14 protein-coding genes are annotated in these 16,329 nt (G+C 44.3%); 4 read left to right on the top strand and 10 right to left on the bottom strand.

The window, feature by feature from the left end; genetic code table 11:
• Positions 1-40: 40 nt before the first annotated feature.
• The 4 genes from QLH32_RS10870 to QLH32_RS10855 form a co-directional block, all read right to left on the bottom strand.
• Positions 41-1,669: a GH3 family acyl-acid amido synthetase gene (locus QLH32_RS10870; protein WP_283266239.1), complete on the bottom strand. Its 1,629-nt coding sequence runs from the start codon at positions 1,667-1,669 to the stop codon at positions 41-43.
• Positions 1,663-2,469, bottom strand: coding sequence for a hypothetical protein (locus QLH32_RS10865; RefSeq protein ID WP_279960820.1), 807 nt, complete (start codon positions 2,467-2,469; stop codon positions 1,663-1,665). The genes QLH32_RS10870 and QLH32_RS10865 overlap by 7 nt, the downstream gene beginning before the upstream one ends.
• 94 nt (positions 2,470-2,563) lie before the next feature.
• Positions 2,564-4,102, bottom strand: coding sequence for a DHA2 family efflux MFS transporter permease subunit (locus tag QLH32_RS10860; protein ID WP_283266238.1), 1,539 nt, complete (start codon positions 4,100-4,102; stop codon positions 2,564-2,566).
• Between the two features lie 24 nt (positions 4,103-4,126).
• The gene (locus tag QLH32_RS10855) at positions 4,127-5,275 is read right to left on the bottom strand and encodes an HlyD family secretion protein (protein ID WP_283266237.1); all 1,149 of its coding nucleotides are present in this window, start codon (positions 5,273-5,275) and stop codon (positions 4,127-4,129) included.
• 650 nt (positions 5,276-5,925) lie between these two features.
• Between QLH32_RS10855 and QLH32_RS10850 the strand changes: the two genes are divergently transcribed.
• Entirely contained in the window at positions 5,926-7,092 is a 1,167-nt protein-coding gene (locus QLH32_RS10850; RefSeq protein WP_283266236.1) for a PilT/PilU family type 4a pilus ATPase, read from the top strand.
• Positions 7,093-7,227: 135 nt separating this feature from the next.
• Here the strand turns inward: QLH32_RS10850 and QLH32_RS10845 are convergent, their stop codons facing one another.
• The 6 genes from QLH32_RS10845 to rpmH all read right to left on the bottom strand — a co-directional run bounded on the left by QLH32_RS10845 (position 7,228) and on the right by rpmH (position 11,887).
• Positions 7,228-7,575: a hypothetical protein gene (locus tag QLH32_RS10845; protein ID WP_283266235.1), complete on the bottom strand. Its 348-nt coding sequence runs from the start codon at positions 7,573-7,575 to the stop codon at positions 7,228-7,230.
• Positions 7,576-7,766: 191 nt separating this feature from the next.
• Positions 7,767-9,122, bottom strand: a complete 1,356-nt coding sequence (gene mnmE, locus QLH32_RS10840; RefSeq protein ID WP_283266234.1) for a tRNA uridine-5-carboxymethylaminomethyl(34) synthesis GTPase MnmE — start codon at positions 9,120-9,122, stop codon at positions 7,767-7,769.
• Positions 9,123-9,236: 114 nt separating this feature from the next.
• Entirely contained in the window at positions 9,237-10,994 is a 1,758-nt protein-coding gene (yidC, locus tag QLH32_RS10835; RefSeq protein WP_283266233.1) for a membrane protein insertase YidC, read from the bottom strand.
• Positions 10,995-10,999: 5 nt separating this feature from the next.
• Entirely contained in the window at positions 11,000-11,320 is a 321-nt protein-coding gene (gene yidD, locus QLH32_RS10830; RefSeq protein ID WP_283266232.1) for a membrane protein insertion efficiency factor YidD, read from the bottom strand.
• A 9-nt stretch (positions 11,321-11,329) separates the two neighbouring features.
• Positions 11,330-11,725 (bottom strand): ribonuclease P protein component, encoded by a 396-nt coding sequence (gene rnpA, locus QLH32_RS10825; RefSeq protein WP_283266231.1) that lies wholly within the window; start codon positions 11,723-11,725, stop codon positions 11,330-11,332.
• Positions 11,726-11,752: 27 nt separating this feature from the next.
• Positions 11,753-11,887 (bottom strand): 50S ribosomal protein L34, encoded by a 135-nt coding sequence (gene rpmH / locus QLH32_RS10820; protein ID WP_000831329.1) that lies wholly within the window; start codon positions 11,885-11,887, stop codon positions 11,753-11,755.
• Positions 11,888-12,552: 665 nt separating this feature from the next.
• Here rpmH and dnaA point away from each other — a divergent pair.
• The 3 genes from dnaA (at position 12,553) to recF (ending at position 16,305) form a co-directional block, all read left to right on the top strand.
• Positions 12,553-13,944 carry a chromosomal replication initiator protein DnaA gene (gene dnaA, locus QLH32_RS10815; RefSeq protein ID WP_267982122.1) on the top strand — a complete coding sequence of 464 codons (1,392 nt, stop codon included), beginning with the start codon at positions 12,553-12,555 and terminating at the stop codon, positions 13,942-13,944.
• Positions 13,945-14,033: 89 nt separating this feature from the next.
• Positions 14,034-15,182 (top strand): DNA polymerase III subunit beta, encoded by a 1,149-nt coding sequence (gene dnaN / locus QLH32_RS10810; RefSeq protein WP_283266230.1) that lies wholly within the window; start codon positions 14,034-14,036, stop codon positions 15,180-15,182.
• Positions 15,183-15,210: 28 nt separating this feature from the next.
• Entirely contained in the window at positions 15,211-16,305 is a 1,095-nt protein-coding gene (gene recF, locus QLH32_RS10805) for a DNA replication/repair protein RecF (protein WP_283266229.1), read from the top strand.
• Positions 16,306-16,329 lie beyond the last annotated feature (24 nt).

The raw sequence follows: 16,329 nt of genomic DNA, 5'->3' as shown, positions 1-16,329 counted from the left end.
ATGCTTAAACTGCCCATTAAAAATAGCAGCTTGAGTTTAATCATTCAACTACCTCACCATTTTTAGTTGCCTGAAAACGCTGGAGGCTGGCAAAACTGACTTTTTTTAATGGCTCTGGCTTGATATTGCCCTCAATCATGCCATCCCGCATCACCAACTGTTTGTAGGCTTCCCAGCCATTGTCGGCCTCACAACATTGTGGCGGGACGAGCTGTCCTAAATCCCGTGCCAGTTCATAGTGAAAATTTTGTCGTAACACCAGATCAAGCTGTGCAGCAAATTGCGCCATTTGAGTTGGGTTAAATTGTCCTTCAATCAAGGCACAATAAAAGGGCTTGGCAGGTTGTTCGGTTTCAACCGCCAACAATGAAATCGCCTGTAGCTGTTTTTCAGCAAACATGGCAATCACTTGTTGCGCAATTTCAGGTGACAGCTTTTCACCCACCAAGTCCACGCCAAAACGTCTTCCCTGAAATTCAAAACAGGGCACTTGTCCAAAAAATCCCGTCACTTTCAGGCAATCATCCAGACAGTAACGCAATAATCCATTGCCACTGCTTAAAATCGGACTGACTACATCCCCAATTTGCAACTGCCATGAGGGAATAATCTGCCCGACTTTTTCACCTGTCAGGTATTCAAACTCATAAAAATGGCTGTGATAAGCCAGCGGATATTTACCCTCATAGGGAATGGTCACCACTCCCTCAGTCGCCCATAAACCTTTACTTTCAAACTGGGCAAAGGGCAGGGCATTCTGTAAATGTTGCGCCCATTTTTTGGAACCCGCAGTATCCCAACTGGACACAAAACTCAGCTTTTCCCATAACTGGGCAATATCGGTTGCGCCAGCCTGCTGCCATTGCTGTAACATTTTGGCACGTTGTGGCGCATAAGGTGCCTTAACTGCCTGTAATGACGCCTGACGCCCTCCCCATTGTCCATGTGCCAGCACCTGCGCAATTTCTTCCGCATACTGTTGAAGTTGATCGAGTAATTGCAGGGCAAAGGTCGGACTCCACACGGAAATCATGCTTAAATTCCGCTCTGCCACCAGATAACAGAGGGTGGCAAACATGGCATCCTCAGCATGCGCAGCAAAGGCAATTTCACTCGGCACTGCCTGCGTAAACTTGGCTAAAATCCGTTTGCCAATGCCCAATAATGCGCTGTCATCATTCAGGTTGTCATCCTTTAAGATTTCTCGCTGGCTTTCAGGCAGCCATGACACCGACCAGTAATGCTTGCCCTGTGCCAGTTGCGGACATCGCCGATACATACTTGACAGCCACGGCGCAATCGCATGATCCAGCTCATCCAAAAAAGCCTGCGTATAGGGAATAAACTTGATCTGTTCACTGGAACCGCTGGTCGGTTGATAACGCACCAGTTTGCTGGCGGATAAGGGTTGTTTTTGTGTCCGCCATTGCTGGATTTGTGCTTTCCAGTCAGCATAGCGTGTTGGCTGGAATTGCCGACAAAATCCCTCATAATCAGTGATGCCATGCTGTTTTGCCAGACTGGACTGTGCCAATACCTGTGCCAGCCGTTGACGCTGCACCGCTTCAAGCTGCATATTCTGCCGCTTAAAACGCTGGTCTGCACCACGGCAAAACCATTGCAATATCAGGTGTGCGGTTGAACTCAACCATGCAATCGCCATCAGCATCCACCCTGTTTATTGCACAACCTTGCCTCTAGTTTTCCCTTGCTGATCGGCTTACTAAAAAAGCGCAATGGATAACGCATAATGTCACCCCAGCCCAGATAGCCTATACAAGGCAACTCTGTCCCTTGCTCCCAAGTTGGATTCATTTTGGCAAAATAATCAATCTTCGGATTATCCAGACGCATTTTGGCAGTAATCGGTGCCACCTCACCTTTAAGCGGTTGGTAGTCCTCACCAAAATTCAGCAAATGACTCATTTCATTATAATATTTAGGGAAAAACTTCTTGCAGTAATATTCCAGTACAGGCGCAAGCTGCTGATGCTTACCCTCAACATTTGGATAATACACATAGTAATTATTTGCCATGAGCAAATAGGTTTTATAGCCTTTAGAAATCAGCAGCCAGTAAAACTCATCACGTGGATACTGAAAGCGGAGACGCATCACTAGCTTAACAAAGGTCGCCTGCAAGGCACGGTTGCCCCAGAATTCACGTTTCACTACGGTATCACCACTAAACAGGAACGTATAACGCTGATGCCCAAATTCAAATTGGTGAATCGCCATGGTAGAAAAACCCACGATTTGCTCAGTCTTAGGATGAAAAATCAGGATCGCCCCATGCTTATTACTAAAGTCATCTAAAAATAGCGGAAAATTGGTATTGTCATAATATTGCGCATAAATTGCATACATTTCTTGGAGTTGCTGCATACTAATTTTGCGACGTTCCAGATATTTTCCAAAAGGTTCCTGCTTCACCTGTGGCTTTTTCATTTTCGCCTTAACTAACTTCATCACCATGACATTTCATCCCTAAAATAATTTACATTTCACCTGTTCAATCAGTCTGATAAGTACAAACTGATTTAATCTTTTTAATTTCAATCCATTAAATTGACATTTTGCGTGAGCGATCCATCCATAGTGTTAATAGCGCAGCACCTAACATCAGCAGCGACAATAGCTTTAACAGGTCATTAAAACTGGCGGTCAACGCCTGATAGTGCACATCCCGATAAATGCTACTGATCGCCAGTTGTTGCGCCTGTTCGCCCAGTTCGGCATATTGCGCAGTCAGTTGATCCAGACGTTCCATAAACACAGCATTGGCAGGCGTAAGCGCACTATTTAGTTCAGTGACATGCCATGCGGTCAGCCAGTCCAGTGACGAGTTAATCAACGCCAGCCCAACCGCACCACCAATGTTGCGCATCACGTTATAAATCCCGCTGGCATCGGCAATCTTATGCATGGGCAGGGTGCCCATTGCCAGATGTGACACCACAATCAGGCAAATCATCAGGCCAATACCCCGATACACCTGCGGCCAGAACATAAAGTCGTAGTCACTGTGAATGGTTAAATGTGCATTCAGCCACACCCCAAAAGTGGCCAACAACATGCCGACAAACACCGTTTTACGGGTATCAAAATTCGGAATCAGCCAAGCCAAAAGTGGGGCAAAACAGAACATGACAATGCCCGTCACCATCATGATGTGACCGATCTGGCTACTGTTCATTTCCCGAACCTGTCCCAGAAATACAGGGATCATATAGCCCAGACCATACAAAGCCATGCCAATCACAAAGGTGATGATGGCACTTAGGGTAAAGTTCTTATTTTTAAAGACACTCAAATCCAGCAGGGGATTCGGCGAGGTAAAACTACGGTAAAAGAAAATCATTGCACCTGTAATACAGGTAATAAATGCCGTCCGTACCGCTACATCGGCAAACCAGTCATGGCGAGCGCCCTCATCCAGAAAATATTCCAGTCCACCCAGAAACATCGCCATACCGATCAAACTCAACCAGTCCAGTTGCTTGATCAGACTATGTTTTGGCTGATCAATTGCCTGATTGCTATACACAATGGTGGCAATCAAGATGCCTGGAATGATGTTGATCAGGAACATCCAGTGCCATGAAAAATGCGTGGTCAGATAACCTCCAATGGTCGGGCCAATGGCAGGACCAAGGGTACTGACCATGCCAAACAGCACTAATGGAATCGCCCGTTTATGATCTGGAAACAACAGGTATAAGGCGGTCATGGAGGTGGGAATCATGCCACCACCTGTAAAGCCCTGAATGGCCCGAAACACCAGTAAACTTTCCAGATTCCACGCCAGTGCGCACAATAGCGAACTGAGGGTAAAACCGACCGCACACAGGGTGTAATAAACACGAGTTGATAAAATCCGTGCCACAATACTGGACATGGGAATGGCAATAATTTCCGCAATTAGGTAAGTCGTTTGTACCCAAGTCACTTCATAGCGACTGGCACTCATCCCTGCCTGAATTTCATTCAGCGAACTGGCTACAATCTGGATATCCAGAATCGCCATAAAATTGCCAAAAATCATGGCAGTGAAAATGATCCATGCGGTTTTGGGAGAAAATTTCCAGTCCTGTGCAGCCATCCTGTTCTTCCTGTTTCAGCCCATTTAGCTTCTAAGGTCGACGGTTGCCAGTACAGACAAACCTGGCTTGACCAAATCCAGTTGCGGATGAGGCTGAATCGCAATGCGCACAGGAATGCGCTGTACCACCTTGTTGAAATTTCCTGTGGCATTGTCAGGTGGCATCATGGAAAAGGTGGCGCCCGAAGCAGGGGCAAAGCTTTCAATCTTGCCCTGAAAAGTCAGGCTCGGATAAGCGTCCAGCGTCAATTCTACCCGCTGCCCAATCCGCATTTTCTCAATCTGGGTCTCCTTAAAGTTGGCTTCCACATAGACGCTGTGGTCTGGAATAATTGCCATTAAACGGGTCTGTGGTGAGACACGCGAACCGAGACGTACTGCAATGTTGCCGACTTTTCCAGAAACTGGGGCGACCACCTGTGAAGAACTCACATCAATCTGGTTAAATTTTGCTGAAGCTTTGGCACTGTTCAGGTCGGCCTGCATCTGCATACGGGCAGCCTTGACACTTTCAGTCTGTGCCTGTGATGCGTAAACCACAGCCACTGCATGCTGATATTGCGCCTTTGCCGACTGAACCGCAGCTAGGGCATTTTGGTAATTTGCCTGTGCACTTAGATACTGGGCACGAATAGATTCAAATTTTTGTTGGGTAATTACTCTATCATTCAATAACTGCTGATAACGGACATGCTCAGCCTGTAACCGATCCAGTTCAGCCTTGCTGGTTTCCACAGATGACTGCGCCTGAGTAATGCTGGCCTGAGCAGCATCAACTGAAGACTGGGCCTGAAAAACACCTGCCTCTGCCGCTTTTTCATTCTGGTTCTGTACCGCAAAACTGGCTTGTTTAGCCGCAACCATCGCCTGTGACTGCTCATAACGGGCCTGCAAATCCCGATTGTCCAGCACCGCCAGCAACTGACCCTGTTTCACGGTTTGATTATCTTTCACCTGTAATTCGGTCACGGCACCTGAGACACGAGGCACAATCCAGGTTAGGTCAGCCTTGACATAGGCATTATCCGTGCTCTGGTAATAGCGATACACCAGCATGTAATAGCCCAGACCCACCAGCAAACCGATCAATAAAATCCCAAAAACCAGCCATGCGACTTTTTTTCGGTGATGAAAATCTGGCTCCTCCACCACAACTGGGGAAAGCTCATCCATGATAAAAATCCTTTATTCCTTCAACGTATTCCTCTGCCAGACATTGCTCAGTTCAAATTAAAGATGTAGTGAATGGGGAGGGCAATCTTGCTTTGCCAAACCTTAAAGGTGATATATAGAAAGCGATTCATTCACCACAAATACGGAACATATGTATAGCAATCATCATTAAGACAATTTTAGGAAATCAAGACAATGATAATTGCTGGAGAAAAATTGATACTTTATGGAGTACTGAACTGCAAAATTTCTTATAATTTTTTGTGTTTCAGTGAAATAATCAAAAATACCTGATCAATTCATACCGCCGAAATTTTTTATGTTCCACGTGAAACGTTTTTGTTGAGGCTCAAATAACTTTCTTCTTCCATCTCCAGTTTGGTAATAAACTGACAATAAATATCACACCATTTTGACAGATAAATATAAAACCAGAATAAGGTGGATCATCGCATTAAATTTTGGAATAATTCCGCCACAACCGATCATTGCGTCATATCCAGACTCACAATGATGCTTAAAATTCGTTTTGATAAAACCTATTTTCAAGGAATCTCATTTTAGAGAAACAGGGAGATGTTTTTCGGACAAATGAGATTCAAGCCCAGATCACCTGATTATTTTAAATTTTATCCAGTTTAGGTATAGCGATGTACAACGCGGAACTACTAGAAGAAGCCAAAACCTTTATGTTTCACATGCTCACCAAGGTGGTGGAGTATGGAGGATCGGATTTATTCATTACGGCGGATTTTCCCCCAAGCATTAAATTGCAGGGCCTGATGCGCCCCTTGGGACAGCAGGCATTAACAGCGGAAAAAACCAGGTTGTTTGCCTATAGTCTGATGAATGAAAAGCAGCGGCAGGAATTTGAAAATGAATGGGAATGTAATTTTGCCATCAATGTTCCCAACGTTTCACGCTTCCGTGTCAATGTGTTTAAGCAGCAACTCCAGACAGGGATGGTGATTCGAACCATCACTTCCGAAATTCCAACGTTTCAAAAGCTGAAACTTCCAGAATCCCTTAAAAATGTCATGCTGGAAAAACGTGGTCTGGTCTTGGTGGTGGGAAGTACAGGCTCAGGAAAATCAACTTCCTTGGCTGCAATGATTGACCATCGTAACGAAAACTCGGCAGGGCATATCATTACCGTTGAAGACCCAGTGGAATATGTGCACAAGCATAAAAAATCGATGGTGACCCACCGTGAAGTTGGGGTTGACTGCCACACCTGGCACCATGCCTTGAAAAATACCCTCCGTCAGGCGCCTGACGTGATCCTGATTGGTGAAATCCGTGATACCGAAACCATGGAGCATGCGATTGCCTTTGCCGAAACAGGGCATCTCTGCCTAGGCACGCTACATGCCAACAATGCCAACCAGGCCCTTGACCGTATTATCAACTTCTTCCCTGAAGAACGCCGCAACCAACTGCTGATGGATTTATCATCCAACATGAAAGCTATTATTTCCCAGCGTTTGGTACGCACCCAGGATGGTAAAGGCCGCCGTGCAGCGGTAGAAATTCTACTCAACACCCCCTTGATTGCCGAAAATATACTCAAAGGCCACTTCCATAACTTGAAAGAGATTATGACCAAATCCCGCGAACTGGGTATGCAAACATTCGATCAGGCGCTGTTTGATTTATACAATGAGGGAGATATCAGCTACGATGAGGCATTGCGCAATGCCGATTCCGTGAATGAATTGCGTTTACAGATTAAGTTAAAAGGCAATCGCCCAGAAACCTCAGTTGTCATGACACCCCTGAATATGGTGAAAGAAGAAACTGAACAACCAGAGCCTTAAAAATAAAACAGCTTAGATAAGCATGATTTATCTAAGCTGTTCATTGTTAATTCTGGCTATATTATAAAAAATAATAATCGTTATTTAATACCCATCATGTGATTATAGGTCTTATTTATATAGATTCATATATTTTCAGGAATCAACCGTAAATCTATCTTTAAAATTTTCCCACGAACGAGAAATCTTATTTTTAAAGTGCTTCATCTTTTTAATGAGAGTCATGTCTTTATTTGGTTGCTGTTTTAACTGCTCCTGTAATCTATCTTCTTTTTCACGCAGTTCAGCGATTCTCTTCTCTTTTGCCTGCTGTTCCTGTTGTAATTTATCCGCCACTGTTTGCCCCGTACCCTGGCAAGGCTTTGATTGATATATGATTGAGCCATTTTCCCTACATTTATACACTTCTGTGATTGCATACGAGGAATTCATCAACACTCCACCAATCACAACAAAAGCAAGGCTATTTAGTAGATATGACATAATATTCTTTAATAATAAACTTCTAAATTTTTAATAGATTAACAAAATGTTATTCTACAGTGATGAAATCGAATAAATTATATATCAACTAAAGTATGTTTAAATAAAAAAATATATAAAACTATTAAGTCGATATAGCTTAATACCTAGAACAGCTTTAATTGCCAAATGAATAAAAATATAGGTTTAAATTACTTTCCAATACAGAATGAACCAAAAATCTTACCCAAAAGATCATCGGCACTAAAGTCACCCGTGATTTCTCCCAAGGCATTCTGTGCCAAGCGCAGTGACTCTGCCACCAGCTCACCCGCATTAAATACCACCAACTGCTCACGAGCTTCTGATAGATAACGCTGGGTGCGCTTCATTGCGTCTAAATGACGTGTTCTGGCAATAAAGGTGTCTTCCTCAGGCTGGAAGCCCGCATGCGCTGTAATCGCATCTATAAGCGCATGAACGCCCCTATCTTGCTTGGCTGAAACGCTGATGTGACGAAAACCCTGATAATCTGTCATTTCCGCCTGCTGACCTGTTAAATCACATTTATTGCCAATCAGCAGTAAACGCTTTGGTTCAAGATGATCAGCAAAATATTCATGTGCAAGCTGTAACGGTTCATCAGCTTGGTTCAAGTCATACACCAACAGCAATAAATCCGCCTGTTCAATTTCCTTGATCGCACGACGAATCCCTTCCTGTTCCACAATATCGCCCGTTTCACGCAAGCCTGCGGTATCAGTTAGGGTAATCGGCAAGCCATTGAGGCTAATCTTTTCATGCAACACATCACGGGTGGTTCCCGCAATATCAGTGACAATGGCACGCTCATGCCCCGCCAACGCGTTTAACAGGCTGGATTTACCCGCATTTGGCTTACCTGCGATCACCACCTGCAAACCCTCACGTAATAGCTGTCCCTGGCGTGCGGATTGCTGCACTGCCTTGACCGAGTCCTGCACATCATCCAACAAAGCCAAAATCTTACCGTCAGCAAGGAAATCAATTTCTTCTTCTGGAAAATCAATTGCAGCTTCAACATGCAAACGCAAGTGAATCAGCTTTTCTAAAACGGTATTAATTTTGGTTGAAAAAGCACCCTGCAATGAACGAACTGCTGAACGGGCTGCGGCCTGTGAGGTGGCATCAATCAAGTCAGCAATCGCTTCCGCCTGCACCAGATCCATTTTGCCATTTTCAAAGGCACGCATGGAGAACTCGCCTGCCTTTGCTGCTGTCGCACCCAAATCAAGTAAACGTGCCAACAGGGCATTCTGAATGACTGGGCCGCCATGTCCCTGCAACTCCACAACATCTTCACCCGTAAAGGAATGTGGGTTCGGAAAGCACAATACAATGCCTTCATCCATCACCGAGCCATCGGCATCACAAAACTGACGAAATCCAGCCATTCGAGCCGCAGGCAGACTTTTTTGAGTCAGTTGCTCGGCAATCGCATAGGCTTTCGGCCCAGAGAGCCGAATCACCCCCACACCACCACGACCTAATGGGGTAGCAATCGCAGCAATTGTGGTTTGATGTTGCATGTTGAATTCACCTAAAAAATGAAAGGTTTGCTTGATTCAAACCTGAAATACAGACAAAGAAAAATCCGCCTAAGATTACCATCTTAAGCGGATTTATTCAGTAAAAGTTCGAACTTAAGAACTCGATTCAACCTTGTTGAGACGGTCTTTTTCGACACCTTTGTTAATAAACCATTGTTGCAAAATGGTAATACTGTTGTTGACGATCCAGTAAAGCACCAAGCCCGCAGGGAAGAACAACATGAATACCGTAAACATGATTGGCATGATACGGAACACTTTTGCCTGCATTGGATCAGTTGGTTGTGGGTTCAACATTTGCTGAACGAACATGGTCACACCCATGATCAACGGCAAGATAAACCATGGATCCATTGCTGATAAGTCTTGAATCCAGCCTAACCAAGGTGCATGACGCAGTTCAACCGATTCCATCAATACCCAGTACAGGGCCAGGAAAATTGGCATTTGCAATAGCAATGGCAAGCAACCAGACAGAGGGTTAACCTGTTCACGCTTGTAGAGCGCCATCATTTCCTGAGAGAAACGCATGCGGTCTTCACCAAATTCTTCTTTCATGCGTTGCATTTCTGGTGCAATCACACGCATTTTCGCCATCGAACGATAACTTTTTGAAGAAAGTGGCCATAAAATCAATTTCACCAAGATCGTCAACAAAATAATTGACCAGCCCCAGTTACCGATGATGTTATGGAAGAACTGTAAGCCCAAGAACAATAATTTAGCAATTGGCCATAACCAGCCATAATCAACAGTCTGGTTTAAACCATCCGCCAAATCCTTAAGTTCAGACTGAATTTTTGGACCAGAATACAGTTTCGCATCCACTTCCATTGAGGTACCCGCAGGTACATTGATCACTGGAGAGGTGAAGCCCATGATATTCATGCCATCAGCTGACTGGCGTGACTCCAGCTTAGCGTTGTATGGCTGACCATCGGCCTGGGTCAGTTTTAGGTTTCCAGGAATCCAGGCACTGACAAAGTAGTGCTGAACCATGGCAACCCAGCCACCCTTGGCCTCAACATTCAGTTTTTCATCATTAAAATTACTGAATTTTAACTTGTTGTAATGCTCATTTGGTGTACCCCAGGCACCGCCAAGATAAGTTCCCAAGGTGAAGATACCCTGAGAGGATTTACCTGGATCATCAGAATTGTCACGCTTTAACTGACCAAACATTTGGCCTTGCCAGTTTTGCTGGCTACGGTTAATGACCTGATGTTTTACCGTAATTGGATAATCACCCTGTGTGAAGGTGAACGACTTGATCACTTCCACACCTTCTGGTGTTTTAAAGACCAATGGCACCGTCAACACCTGATGGGTCTTGCCATCCTTGGACACGACACTTTTTGCATCAGCCAAGGTATACGCTGTTTTTTCAACATCATACATTGGGCGTCCGCTACGGCTGCTATCTGGTCCATTTAAACCAATTAAACCCGATTGAGCGACATAAGTACGTTTCGCGTCACTTTCCAGCATAACGAACGGTTTTTCACTATCCTTGCTTTCATCATGGCTTAACAGTTCAACACGAACGATATCACCACCTTTTGGGTTGATCCAAAGATGATAAAGATCTGTTTGAACTGAAATCAGTTGCTGACTCACAGAACTATGTTCTGTGGTTTGTGATGCAGTCACATTTGCTTGTGGCAGGTCTGAAGCCGCAGTTGCATTTTGAGCATTTGGCAAATCTGCTGACACATCATGCGCACTGACCAGCGCCGCTGGTTGTTGCGGTGCTGGTGCAGCATGACCATAGTCTTTTTGCCAAGCCAAAATAAGCAAATATGCGGTAACAAACATGGCTCCAAGAATTGCAAATCTGGCCCATTGTTGCATATCTATTATCCCAAATGGTTAGAGAGATTTTGCTTGAATAAACGATCACGAAAGGGTACAGCAACGTGATGCTTTTGAGAATCTATTTGATGAAACGAAATAAAACGAAGTGATTTGCGCGGTACGGGATCATAGCCTGAACCACCCCAGGGATGACAACGGCAAATCCGCTGAGTCGACAGCCATACGCCCTTGACCGCACCATGTGTCTGCAATGCTTCAATCGCATACTGTGAGCACGTGGGAATATAGCGACAACGAGGACCTAATAATGGACTAATTGCAATTTGGTAACATCTGATCAACCAATGCAGTAAACTTACCATTGGCGGTCTCTAATTCTGGAGGGGTGTCACAACGACTTTGGAATGCTTCTTGGCTAAGCGTTTTAATTTTTGCCAGGCAAAATCCAATTGTTGATATAATTCTTGATTGCTAATTGCCTCTATGCCCATCTTTGGCATCACCACAATATCGATATCAGCATTAAATTGTGCCTGATGTACACGGAAGCTCTCCCGAGCAAGACGTTTTACCCGATTTCTTTCATGAGCACGACGCACCTTTTTTTTGGCAACAACAATACCCAAACGGCTTTTTGGCTGTTCGGTTAATTTTGCTAAAAAAAGGAAATGGGGCTGATGCACTTTAAAAAGCGCACCATCAAACACACTTTTATAATCTGCAGCACAGCGAATACGGGATTCAGTGCCGAAACTGTAAAGTGACATCACCCAAGTCTGGTCAGCTTAACAGTATTAAACGGTTAAGCTATGACGACCTTTTGCACGACGACGAGCTAAAACCTGACGACCTGCTTTAGTAGCCATACGAGCGCGGAAACCATGAACGCGTTTACGCTTTAATTCAGATGGTTGGAAAGTACGTTTCATTTCGAAACTCCAAAATGATCTTTCTATAAAGGTCCGCGATTTTATTGTGCAATGTTTACGCTGTCAATGAAAAATCGAAAACTTTACATTTTGTTTGTTCTGTTTTGAAGCAATAAACCTGCATGCAGTTACATGCTTTTATTGAAAACAAAAAATATACACAAGCTATCTGTTTAAATTATATCAGTATTCGTTTATATTCACAGCTTACAAACAGCCTTATCAACAATCCACTTCCTAATTTAAATTTAATTCTTGGATTTTGAATTTAAATTTCGATATGCTCAGTTATCCACAATTCAGGTCAACTCTATAAGTAAATTCAAATTTTAAAATTTAAATTTATTCTTATTAGTGTGGATTTATTCTGTGGAAATTGATGTTTTTTTATGGATAAACATAAATTTATGTTGTGGATAAGCATGTTTTTATCAACTTTATGGTTTGTGGATAACTTTGAGCTTAAAACTATCCACAGCTTGTGCAAAAAGTTATACACATGCAGTTTTGAATTTAAATTTATAAACGAGTGCTGTCTTTTTCAGCGAAAGTCTAATAAATGGTCCTGACAGATGTGGATAACTTGGTTAGAATGGCGACCCCTTTGAGAGATGAGGGTAACGGTTTTTATTTTTGAATTTAAAATGGATAGATAGGGGATGCACATGCTCTGGACAGACTGCTTAACTCGCTTGCGACAAGAGCTCTCTGATAACGTCTTTGCGATGTGGATTCGTCCCTTGGTTGCTGAAGAAGTGGATGGGGTAATGCGTTTATATGCACCCAACCCTTATTGGACACGCTATATTCAAGACAATCATCTGGAACTCATTTCAATTTTGGCGGAACAGTTGTCTGAAGGGCGGGTTCGTCAGGTTGAGATATTGGTTGATTCCCGTCCTGGTACCATTTTGTCTTCCAGTGAGCAGCCAGCAACCACGACTGCCGCTTTAAATACCCAGATCACTCCAACACGTATCAAGAAAGAACCTGATTTGGTCCAGCCAAGTCAAAATACTGCGAAAATATCAAAGAAAAGACAGCTCAACCCGCAATTCACTTTTTCATTGTTTGTGGAGGGGCGTTCCAACCAGATGGCTGCGGAAACCTGCCGCAAGGTTTTGACCCAGCTTGGTGCGTCTCAGCACAACCCTTTATTTTTATATGGTCCAACAGGCCTAGGGAAAACCCACTTGATGCAGGCGGTGGGTAATGCACTTTTGCAAGCCAAGCCAAATGCCCGTGTCATGTATATGACCTCGGAAAGTTTTGTACAGGACTTTGTCAGTTCACTACAAAAAGGTAAGGTTGAAGAATTTAAGAAAAATTGTCGCTCTTTAGATTTGTTATTGGTCGATGATATTCATTTACTCGCAGGAAAAGAAGCCAGTCTTGTTGAATTCTTCTATACATTCAATGCGTTGTTGGATGAATCTAAACAAATTATTTTAACCTCAGACCGTTATCCAAAAGAACTCACGGAACTGGATCCGCGTTTGGTGTCCCGTTTTTCATGGGGATTGTCGGTGGGAGTTGAACCACCCGATATTGAAACCCGTATTGAAATTCTATTGAAAAAAGCTGAAAACAGTGGTGTGGATTTACCCCGCAACTGTGCCCTGTTTATTGCCCAGCAAGTGGTTGCCAACGTACGTGAGCTTGAGGGGGCACTGAATAAGGTGGTGGCCATTTCCCGTTTCAAGGGGACAGCCATTGACCTGGATGTGGTGCGTGAGTCCTTGAAGGATGTGTTGGCAATTCGTGCCCGTACCATCAGTGTGGAAAACATTCAGCGTGTGGTCAGTGAATATTTCCGTATTCCGCTCAAGGAACTGGTGGGACCAAAACGTACCCGTATTTATGCACGCCCACGCCAGCTGGCAATGGGGCTGGCGCGTGAATTGACAGGGGATAGTTTCCCTGAGATTGGCATGGCATTTGGTGGACGTGACCACAGTACCGTGATGCATGCCTGTGAAAAAGTGGCCAGCCTGCGTGAGGAAGACCCAATTTTTAATGAAGACTATAAAAACCTGCTGCGTCTTTTACAAAGTTAATTCATTTTTCAGAGTTGCAAACTGCTTTTAAGTGCAGCATAGTACACTGCTAACATTCATATCGGCTTCTGTTGTAAGAGGAATAAATCGTGCGTTTGAAAATCGCTAAAGAAAGTTTACTCAATGTTTTATCGCATGTGGTGGGGGCGGTTGAACGCCGTCACACCTTGAATATTCTTTCCAATGTCAAAATTCAAACCACTCAACAGGCTTTAACCATTACGGGTTCTGATCTGGAGGTTGAACTGGTGGCAAGCACCACGCTGGCTGAGGGTGCCTGTTTGCAGGCTGGCGAAACGACTGTTCCAGCACGTAAACTGGTCGAAATTTGTAAATCCCTACCTACAGCAGCCTTGATTGACCTACAAATTACTGAAGACCAGCGTTGTATCCTGAAATCAGGCAATAGCCGCTTTGTTCTGGGTACGCTTCCTGCCGAGGATTATCCATTACTGACGACTGAAAATAGTCAGGGTACACAGGTGCAGGTCACACAGCGTGAATTAAAAAGATTGTTTGAAAAAACCTCTTTCGCCATGGCGGTTCAGGATGTTCGTTTCTATCTGACAGGTACATTGTTGGAAATTGATCAAAATCAATTGCGTACAGTCACAACCGATGGACATCGTTTGGCATTGTGTGAAGTGTCGGCTTCATCGACAGCATCTGCATCAATTCAAGCCATTGTGCCACGCAAGGCGGTTGGTGAATTACAGCGTTTACTTAGCATTGAGGATGAGCAGCTGACCTTGTTGATTGGTCGTGAATTGTTGAACGTCACCATCAATACACCAAGCCGTGATAAGGAGCAGGGTGATATCACTGTTCGTTTTACCACCAAGCTGATTGATGGCAAGTTCCCAGATTATCGCCGTGTGATTCCACGAGGTGGTGATAAGCATGTGCTGATTGCCCATGATGTGTTTAAACAGTCACTGCAACGTGTGGCGATTCTGAGTAATGAGAAACTGCGAGGGGTTTTCCTGAATTTTAGCCAGGATACCTTGCAGTTGCGTGCCAATAACCCTGAGCAGGATGAGGCCAGTGAAGATTTGGTCATTCAATATCAGGATGCGCCGCTGGAAATGTCATTTAATGCACAATATATCCTGGATGTCCTGAGTGTGCTGGATGGTGATGATGTAAAAATGAGTATGACCGAAGCCAATCAGTCGGTGCTGGTGCAAGACCCAGCCCATCCAGACCAAACCTATGTCGTAATGCCGATGCGGGTTTAATTGCCATTGATGGTTTGAGTTTTAAAACATGCAAATCACGCGTTTGAACATTGAGCGTGTACGTAATTTAAAGGCGGTTGCACTCAGCGAGTTGCAACCGTTTAATATTTTTTACGGGGCGAATGGTTCTGGAAAGACCTCAGTTCTGGAAGCCATTCATTTATTGGCGACAGGCCGATCATTCCGTACCCATATACCGAAACATTACATTCAGTACAATGCAGATGATGCGCTTGTATTTGCCCAATCCGCCAGTGAACGGATTGGCATGCAAAAGCTGGCTTCTGGTGAGCAGTTGATCAAGGTCAATGGTGATACCATTGCCACGCAGGGGCAGTTGGCAAAACTGCTGCCTTTGCAGCATATTGACCCACAAAGTACCGATATTATTGATCATGGGGCTAAACCAAGGCGGCAACTGCTGGACTGGTTGATGTTCCACGTGGAACCTGAGTTCTATTTTGCCTGGCAATATTATTCACGTGCATTAAAGCAGCGGAACAGCCTGCTCAAGTCACGGCGTAACTTGACCTTGGCTGATTTGGAACCATGGAACAAGATGCTGAGCGACTATGGTGAAATTCTGCATTCACAACGGGTCAGCATTGTGGAGCAATGGAACCATTTTTTTCAGGAAGATTTAAAACAGTTGTTGCCTGATCTGGAGATTTTGCTGGAGTACAATCCAGGTTTTCATACCGAGCAGGGACTGCTACAGGATTTGGTGCAGCAGCATCAAAAAGACCTGGAACGGCGCTATACCGAGTATGGTCCACACCGTGCCGACCTGCGTTTAAAAACGGGTGGCGATGCCCTGCGCAGTGATGCTGCGGATGTGTTGTCCCGTGGGCAAAAAAAGTTGTTAATCATGGCATTAAAACTGTCACAAATTGCAATGCTGCATGCGAGCAACAAGGAAACTGTGGTATTATTGGATGATCTGACAGCAGAGTTGGATGTAACCGCACAACAGCGTTTAATTGAGCGACTGAGTCAGCTGGGAAGTCAGGTTTTTATGACCACCCTGGACCATGCGTCGGTATTAAAACACTTACATGATTTGTCGATTCCTTTTCAATTGTTCCATGTTGTTCACGGTCAAGTCAGTCTTGCTGCACCATAATTTTATTTTCTCATCTTCAAATAG

The organism is Acinetobacter corruptisaponis, from assembly GCF_030053775.1.
Taxonomy (GTDB): domain Bacteria; phylum Pseudomonadota; class Gammaproteobacteria; order Pseudomonadales; family Moraxellaceae; genus Acinetobacter; species Acinetobacter corruptisaponis.
The sequence above is the reverse complement of the archived record's forward strand: the minus strand, read 5'-3'. Positions and strand labels throughout refer to the sequence as shown.

Excerpts from the sequence above, each read along its gene's own strand:
- QLH32_RS10870 (WP_283266239.1), bottom strand. The coding sequence starts at position 1,669 with ATGCTGATGGCGATTGCATGGTTGAGTTCAACCGCACACCTGATATTG.
- QLH32_RS10865 (WP_279960820.1), bottom strand. The coding sequence starts at position 2,469 with ATGAAGTTAGTTAAGGCGAAAATGAAAAAGCCACAGGTGAAGCAGGAA.
- QLH32_RS10860 (WP_283266238.1), bottom strand. The coding sequence starts at position 4,102 with ATGGCTGCACAGGACTGGAAATTTTCTCCCAAAACCGCATGGATCATT.
- QLH32_RS10855 (WP_283266237.1), bottom strand. The coding sequence starts at position 5,275 with ATGGATGAGCTTTCCCCAGTTGTGGTGGAGGAGCCAGATTTTCATCAC.
- QLH32_RS10850 (WP_283266236.1), top strand. The coding sequence starts at position 5,926 with ATGTACAACGCGGAACTACTAGAAGAAGCCAAAACCTTTATGTTTCAC.
- QLH32_RS10845 (WP_283266235.1), bottom strand. The coding sequence starts at position 7,575 with ATGTCATATCTACTAAATAGCCTTGCTTTTGTTGTGATTGGTGGAGTG.
- mnmE (WP_283266234.1), bottom strand. The coding sequence starts at position 9,122 with ATGCAACATCAAACCACAATTGCTGCGATTGCTACCCCATTAGGTCGT.
- yidC (WP_283266233.1), bottom strand. The coding sequence starts at position 10,994 with ATGCAACAATGGGCCAGATTTGCAATTCTTGGAGCCATGTTTGTTACC.
- yidD (WP_283266232.1), bottom strand. The coding sequence starts at position 11,320 with ATGGTAAGTTTACTGCATTGGTTGATCAGATGTTACCAAATTGCAATT.
- rnpA (WP_283266231.1), bottom strand. The coding sequence starts at position 11,725 with ATGTCACTTTACAGTTTCGGCACTGAATCCCGTATTCGCTGTGCTGCA.
- rpmH (WP_000831329.1), bottom strand. The coding sequence starts at position 11,887 with ATGAAACGTACTTTCCAACCATCTGAATTAAAGCGTAAACGCGTTCAT.
- dnaA (WP_267982122.1), top strand. The coding sequence starts at position 12,553 with ATGCTCTGGACAGACTGCTTAACTCGCTTGCGACAAGAGCTCTCTGAT.
- recF (WP_283266229.1), top strand. The coding sequence starts at position 15,211 with ATGCAAATCACGCGTTTGAACATTGAGCGTGTACGTAATTTAAAGGCG.